The organism is Candidatus Parvarchaeota archaeon, assembly GCA_016866895.1.
GTDB lineage: Archaea > Micrarchaeota > Micrarchaeia > Anstonellales > VGKX01 > VGKX01.
Genome location: VGKX01000061.1, coordinates 1 through 6,439, shown reverse-complemented (window position 1 = coordinate 6,439; position 6,439 = coordinate 1). Strand labels below are relative to the sequence as shown.

Here is a 6,439-nt window from a genome sequence, read left to right as displayed (position 1 = left end):
ACCATATTGACCTTGAAGCATGCGCCAGGCGCGGCATACTTGTTTCAAACGTGCCAAGCTACGGCGAGAGCACTGTGGCCGAGCACACTTTTGCGCTACTGCTGACAATCTCAAGGAAGATAAACAGGATTTACGAGCGGACTGCAAGGGCCGACTTTTCGCTTTCAGGGATGCAGGGGTTTGACTTGGAGGGAAAGACAATCGGTGTTGTGGGCGTTGGAAAAATCGGCTCGCATGTGATAAGGATTGCAAGGGGGTTTGGGATGAATGTCATTGCATATGAGCCGCATCCAAAGCCGCAGCTTGCATCAAGCCTTGGTTTTTGCTATGCCAGCTTTGAGGAGCTTTTGGCGCTTTCAGACATTATTACACTGCATGCGCCCTACAATAAAAGCACATACCACCTAATCAACAGCAAAAACATTGGCAGGCTGAAAAAAGGGGTTGTGCTGATTAACACTTCGCGAGGGGAGCTGATTGAAACCGGGGCGCTTGTCAGGGGCTTGAAAAAAGGGTTGGTTGGCGGGGCCGGGCTTGACGTGCTTGAGGGCGAGGGGCTAATCAAGGAAGAAGGCCAGCTTCTCTCAAAGGATTACTCCCAAGAGGCATTGAAAACAATAATCCAAAACCATGTGCTTTTGAAATTTGAAAATGTGGTGATTACCCCGCATTGCGCCTTTTATTCGCACGAAGCCGTACGAAGAATTGAGGATACGACAATTGAGAACATAAAGGCGTTTTTACGCGGGGGGCAGGCAAATGCCGTTGCGCTTGGGCAATAGGCCCAATGGATGGCATGTGCGCTGGTGCAAAAGGTTGAGAAAATGGGGATTGACATTCTTGGGGTATTGGGGCTTGTTTTCATTGTTCTTGCCTGGGTACCTGAAACCATAGACAACTACAAAAAAAGGGGGAGGGGACTTGACATAAAGTTTGTCCTGCTTGCCCTTTCCGGCTCGCTTTTGTTGGCGTACCACGCTTATGTTATAAATGACGGCGTGTTTTTGATATTGAACTTGCTTACAAGCATTGGAGGAATGCTGAACCTGGCCATGTTCATTTACTACAGGCGAGTTGGGAAAATGAAAAAAAGGCACGGGAAAAAATAGGCGGACCCTGGTTTTTAGGTGGGAAAGGCAGATGCCAAACAAAATAAGATTATTTAAATACCTAGCTTGAGAATTTAAGACTTCCCAGAGGGAAAATAAGGTTATTTTTGCGGTGAAGATAAATGGTTTTGTGTTTCATTGCCGCCATAGTCTATGCTGTGCTTGGGATTTTCTCGGCAAAATACAGGGCGCTTGCAACAGAGGCTTTTGGCTGCATAATAAGGACGGCTTCCCTGAGGCCATGCGAGACTGATTTGGACACTCGGATTAAGGCAGGCCTGATTGGCCGTGTCGGCAAAGTCAGCCAGGGGGCCGCAGGGTTTCTGGCCAGCAACTTCAAGGCATTTTCCTGGCTTGCGGTTTTTGCATTTTTTGCAATCAACCTGTTCCTTTTTTACCAGCTTGCGGCAGGAGTCTACAACTGGTATTATTTTGGGAACTGCAACGGGCCTGAGTCAACCGGCTTTTGCCCATTCAACCCATTCAACACAGGCGAGGGCGGCAAATCGGTGATAAGTGAGCCGGGAGACCTGGTTGTACAGGGCCCCATAGATGATGCGCCATTGTATGGCAGCCCATCGGCATGGATTACCATTGTCGAGTTTGGCTGCTTTTCCTGCCCATACACAAAAAAAGCATTCACGACAATGCAGCAGGTTCTTGACGATTACAGGGGGAAAGTAAACGTGCAGTGGAGGTTTTACCCGCTTCCAAACCACCCCACAAGCAACGAGGCTGCAAAGGCGGCTGCATGCGCATACATGCAAGGCAAGTTCAGGGAGTTTGCGCCGCTTTTGTTTGAGGCGCAAAGAAACAACACAAGGGAAAACGTGATAGGATATGCAGAAAAGGCAGGGCTAGACAAGGAAGCATTTGTCAAGTGTTTTGATAAAAATGAGGTGCAAAAGTACCTTGAGCGCGACAGTGCGGCAGGCAACTTTTCAGGCATATACGGAACCCCGACTTTTTTCATTGGCAACAAAAGCTATGTGGGGCCGCAAACCTATGAGACATTCAAGCAGGAGATTGACAGGCAGTTATCAAGCTATTCTGAAATAACGGCCGCAAAATGATTCCATGGATGCAAAAAAAATAAGGGATGATTTCCCGATACTTTGCAGGCAAAACCCTCAAGCCTACTTTGACAACGCCTGCACGACCTTCAAGCCCAACAAAGTCATTGAAGCCGTTGATTGGTACAACAGGGAAAATCCGGCGTGCGCAGGCAGGTCGCTTCACAGGCTTTCTGCGGCAGTTGACGAGAAGTTTGCCAGGGCCAGAGAGGAGGTTGCAAGGCACATCAACTCAAAGCCCGAAGAGGTTGTCTGGACACGAAACTCAAGCGAGGCAATGAACCTTGTTGCGTTAGCATTTGACTTTACAGGAAAAAACAAGGTGGTCACAACAAACCTTGAGCACCACTCGGCGCTTTTGCCCTTCATGTCGCTTGCAAAGAAAGGCAGAATTGGCCTGGAGTTTGCAATTGCCGAAAAAAGCGATTGCAGCGTTGACGCAGGACTTGAAAAAAAGATTGATGAGAAAACGGCGCTGGTTGTGGTGCACCATACCAACAACACCCTTGGGACAAGCGCGGATATTGGGCGGATTGCCAAGGTTGCCCATGAGAAAGGAGCACTTGTGCTTGTGGACGGGGCGCAGGGGGTTGCACACCACAAGGTGGATTTCAGGGGGCTTGGCATTGATTTTCTTGCGTTTTCAGGCCACAAGATGCTTGGGCCGACAGGCATTGGCTGCCTTGTCGGGAAATATCCCCTGCTTGAAAAGCTTGGCACATTCATGCTTGGCGGAGAGACCGTAGAGACCGTTGGCCTGGAAGGATTTGTCCTGAAAAAACCGCCAAAAAAATTCGAGGCGGGGATTCAGGATTACGCCGGGGCGATAGGCCTTGGGGCTGCCTGCAGCTACCTGGGCAATATCGGGATGCGGGGAATTGAGGAGCATGAAAAAAAACTGTGCAGATACCTGTTTGACAAAATGAAGGCAATGGACAGGATACGAATTTTTGGGCCGCAGGAATTTGCCGGGCGAAGCGGAACAATAATTTTTGGAGTGAACGGGGTGAAATCGGCGCATGAAGTTGCCCTGATGCTCTCCGAGATGTCGGATGTCTGCGTTAGAAGCGGAATGTTTTGCGCGCAACCGGCAGTTGAATTCCTTGGCGCGCCGCATGGGGCAGTGAGGCTTTCCGCCTATCTCTACAACACTATCGAGGATGCTGACAGGTTTCTGGACGCGTTGCAAAAGGTTGCGGGGATTCTTGGAAAATAGGATTCGTTTGTTACAACAGGCAAGCAGGCGAATAGGCAAGGACTTTGCAAAGAAAGGATTAAATAAAGGGCAAACCAAAGCTTTTTTTATGGGCAACAGAAGGATTGGAAGTTTTGCCAGGACCAATGTCAAGATGGGCGACGCTAAGATGATTGTTGGCAGGCAGCTTGAAGGCAGCCACTACAATACGCAACGTGCGAAGGGTTCTGGCCGCAAGTGGCAGCAGGGCAGGGAGAGGTTTGCTGGGATGGAAAGGCACCAAAAGCACGAAAACAGGCAGGGCCACGGATTTGCGGCACACAGAGATTTTAGACGCCAAGAGGCCCAAAGGCACCCTCAAAGCCAGCAAGAGCTAAAGGTGCATAAAGACATAATAGTGCTTGGGGAGGAGCCTGACGACAAGGCGCAGGAAAAGCAGGAGAGGTATTTTGGAAAAGTCGTGATTGCCTGCGATGTTGGGGCAACAAAAATCCTGGCGGCGGCATTCACGCCTTCGGGCAAGATTGTGCGGCAGCTTGGGCTTGGTACGCCGAAAAAAAGCAAGAAGCTGCTTTTGGACGCCATTGCAAGCACGATTGACAGGCTTGGCTACAAAAAAACCATTGGAATCGGGGTTTGCGTGCCAGGATTTGTCAAAGACGGGATAGTGTACGGATTGCCAAACATCGGGATTGCAGAAAGGTTTGATTTTGCAGCAGAACTAGGCAGGCTGATTGGAAAGAAAGTAGAAGTTGAGAACGACTCAAAATGCTTTGCCATTGCCGAGAGCAGGATGGGTGCAGGAAAAGGAGTCGGGGACATGATAGCCGTCAACTTCGGAACCGGCATTGGCGGGGGCGTGATAATAGGTTCAAGGCTTTACCGCGGAAGCAACAACATGGCAGGCGAATTTGGGCACATGAAAATGACTTTGGGTGGGCCTGCCTGCGGCTGCGGCGGAGAGGGCTGCTTTGAAAGGTATGCTTCCGGAAGCGGAATTGTGGGCAGGTTTGCCGATGCCGCGCAGGCAGGCGCGCAGACAAGCCTTTTTTGGGAGACTGCCACAGCTGCGCAGATTCTTGAAAGCCAGGACCAGGTTGCGGTTTCTGTTTCAAGGAATGCGGCAAGGATTGCAGGACGTGGAGTGGCAAGCCTTGCAAATGCGTTCAATCCAAAGCTCATTGTGGTTGGAGGGCCTGTGGCGCAGGCATACCAAGGCAAATACAAGAAGGAATTTGACGAGGGTTTTGCAGCTGGAGCAATTCCGGTTGTCAAAAACACGCCAATAGCACTTTCAAGGCTTGAGCATCCTAGCCTTGTTGGGGCAATGCTTATCGCAAGCCAGCCCCAGCAAAAAAGCAGGGACTAAGTGACTAGATAGCTATAGCCCAGACTTCTCTCTTCTCTAAATGCCCTGCGACAGAAGCTTCCTTGTCTGTTGCTTGTAGCTTTCCACATTTGGCTGGTCATAGGGGTTTACGCCAAGCAGCTCGCACAAAAGCACAACTTCAGCCATTTGGAACTGGAACAGCCACCCCAATGACTTGGGGCTTTTTGCCTTGAGCCTGATTTGCTGGAACGGCAACCCCGCCTCGGCAAAAGCCGCCTGGACCCCACCAAGTATTGCATCAGATATGTCCTGAGTTTCGCGCCCCTGGATGTTTTGGACAAGCGGCTCAAAGTGCGGCATGTCTGGTATTGTTAGGTGCTCGCCCTTTTCATCATAGGAGATGAACCTGAAGTAGGTGTTTCGCGGCCCGGCAAGGTAAAGCTGCGCTATTGAGTGCAAATCAGTAGTGCCGATAGAGACCATCGGGGTGATGCCTGCGTTTATCCTTGCAGAGCCGTCAATGTTCCACTCCTTGCCAGAGCTTTCGGCAAGAAGCTGCCTGTACCATTTCCCGCACGATTCCATGTCCGGGGAAAATATGAACTGGTTGAAAGTTTGCCTGCCCGATTTTGCGTTTAGATAAATTGAAGCTGCACTTATGGCAGCCGGGCTTGAATGCGCCTCGCAAAGAAGGTTTTCCTTGGTTGACTGGAGTGCGCCTTCCAAAAGCACCTTGATGTCAATTCCTGCAATTGCAAGGGGGACTAGGCCGACAGTGGAAAAAACGGAATACCTGCCCCCCACGCTTTCAGGAGAGTAGATTACATCAAAGCCAGATGATTTTGAAAGCAAGTCGAGCTTTGAGCCCTTGTCGGTTATTACAAGCACGTGGTCCTTTGGGTTGACACCCTGTACGGAAAGCGTCTGGAGGATTATCTCCAGGTTTGCAATTGTCTCTGTAGTGGAGCCTGACTTGGAAATTGCGCAGACAAGAACGCGCTTGCCTTCCTGGATTGAATTTTCAACGACTTTTTTCATGGCTTTTGCCGACTCCGGGTCGCAGTTTTCGGCAAAGAGTATCTGTTTTTTAGAGGTGATGTGGTAGAATTTGCCAAGCAGCGCCTTGATGACTGCCTTTGCCCCAAGATTCGAGCCTCCAATGCCAATGACAACAAGAACATCAATGTCCTTGTGCACCGAGGCATAGTGTTGTGCAATCTCAAGCGCGTCCGTCCTTGCCGGCAGGGAGAACAGGTCATCGCTTTGCGAAAGGGCCGTGCTCTGGCTGCAGCGCCTGAGCTTCAAAAACCTGTCTTCAAGCCGCATGGCGGTTTTTTCAAGCTCCTTTTGCGCAAACCCGCAATTGGAAAAATCGCATTTTACCATTTAATTGCCTGCCCCTTTCCTGATTTGATTGAACCCCTTATTATTATATTGTATTTCTATTATGCCAAGCTCTATTATTCCAAACTTGGCCGTTTTAAGCAATCTGGACATTTAAGTCAAATGCCTTATGGCACTTATGCAGTTATGGTGCACAAATAATATTCGTATATTTATAGAGCGCCATCAATCTGGCTTTTCACCTTGACTGGGATTTGAGGTGGGCCGCGGGCCTCAAACCAGTGTATGCGCCTGACATCAACGATTCCACAAAAGTTCAGGACAGCCTTGTCAACAGTATATTCCGGGGCGCTGCCAAACATGCGAAAACCAAGCTCGCTTCCCCCAA

Annotated in this window: 6 protein-coding genes; 5 read left to right on the top strand and 1 reads right to left on the bottom strand. The window is 49.9% G+C overall.

The window, feature by feature from the left end:
• From FJZ26_03255 to FJZ26_03235, 5 genes are all read left to right on the top strand, one after another.
• Positions 1–782: hydroxyacid dehydrogenase (locus FJZ26_03255; GenBank protein ID MBM3229426.1), on the top strand; the 782-nt coding region annotated here is incomplete at its 5' end.
• 42 nt (positions 783–824) lie between these two features.
• Entirely contained in the window at positions 825–1,109 is a 285-nt protein-coding gene (locus tag FJZ26_03250) for a hypothetical protein (protein ID MBM3229425.1), read from the top strand.
• 122 nt (positions 1,110–1,231) lie between these two features.
• Complete coding sequence (locus FJZ26_03245) at positions 1,232–2,182, top strand: DsbA family protein (GenBank protein ID MBM3229424.1); 951 nt, start codon at positions 1,232–1,234, stop codon at positions 2,180–2,182.
• A 4-nt stretch (positions 2,183–2,186) separates the two neighbouring features.
• Complete coding sequence (locus tag FJZ26_03240; protein MBM3229423.1) at positions 2,187–3,398, top strand: cysteine desulfurase; 1,212 nt, start codon at positions 2,187–2,189, stop codon at positions 3,396–3,398.
• A complete protein-coding gene (locus FJZ26_03235; protein MBM3229422.1) occupies positions 3,343–4,746 on the top strand; it encodes an ROK family protein in 1,404 nt (467 codons plus the stop codon). Before FJZ26_03240 ends, FJZ26_03235 begins: the two co-directional genes overlap by 56 nt.
• Positions 4,747–4,782: 36 nt before the next feature.
• On the opposite strand, the gene FJZ26_03230 is transcribed toward FJZ26_03235, so the two are convergent.
• Positions 4,783–6,093 (bottom strand): hypothetical protein, encoded by a 1,311-nt coding sequence (locus FJZ26_03230; protein ID MBM3229421.1) that lies wholly within the window; start codon positions 6,091–6,093, stop codon positions 4,783–4,785.
• Positions 6,094–6,439: the final 346 nt, after the last annotated feature.